This window comes from Geobacter hydrogenophilus (genome assembly GCF_018501225.1).
Lineage (GTDB): Bacteria > Desulfobacterota > Desulfuromonadia > Geobacterales > Geobacteraceae > Geobacter > Geobacter hydrogenophilus.
In genome coordinates this window covers 1-650 of record NZ_JAHCZI010000031.1, presented here as the reverse complement: position 1 = coordinate 650, position 650 = coordinate 1, and the positions used below count along the sequence as shown (strand labels likewise).

At 44.9% G+C, this 650-nt stretch carries 1 protein-coding gene; it reads right to left on the bottom strand.

All coding sequences use genetic code 11. The features are described from left to right. Positions 1-62 precede the first annotated feature (62 nt). On the bottom strand, positions 63-650 hold a 588-nt coding region (locus KI811_RS18385), incomplete at its 5' end, for a hypothetical protein (RefSeq protein WP_214187921.1).

Here is a 650-nt window from a genome sequence, read left to right as displayed (position 1 = left end):
AACGGCTTGAGGGTCTGCTGTGGAGCGTAGCGGAAACAGCAGCACCCGAGTGTTATACAGTTTCATCTCAACTGTTGCTCTGTTCCACCCGTCTGAACAGGCTTGCCACGTTTCTTCACTTCATGTTGCCAGGAATCAGCAGATACCTTTCTCCTCACATCACGCTCTTGGTATGCGCCCTTATAAAAGATGAAACTCACTTCTGGAAATTCCTCAAATGATTCATCCTTTTCAAGCCCATAGCGAAAATGGATGACCTTATAGGGGACTCCGTTTAACTCTCCGAAATGAAAGGTGCTATAGGACAGGTAGAGGGTGTTTGAAAACGGGAAGGAAATTCCTTCTAATTCTTCTCTTGGGATTTCTATTTCCTTTCCTTCCCACATGAGAGCTAACGATTTAATTTTTAGGTTCTCTTGAGCAATTGCGATCTTTTCACCTGATTTGTAGCTTATGTTCATTTCCGTCCACTCAGCTACTTCGTCTTGGAAGCACCATGCAAATGTAGGCATCAAGATAAGTGCGAGCAGCAAGAAAGTCTTTATCATTTTTTCTCCTTGTATAACGGGGCAGTGAAGTGGCCCCGGAAAATGAGACAGGTGTATAAGCAACGGACCGGCACATGAAAGGAGACGGTTCGATGCACGGAA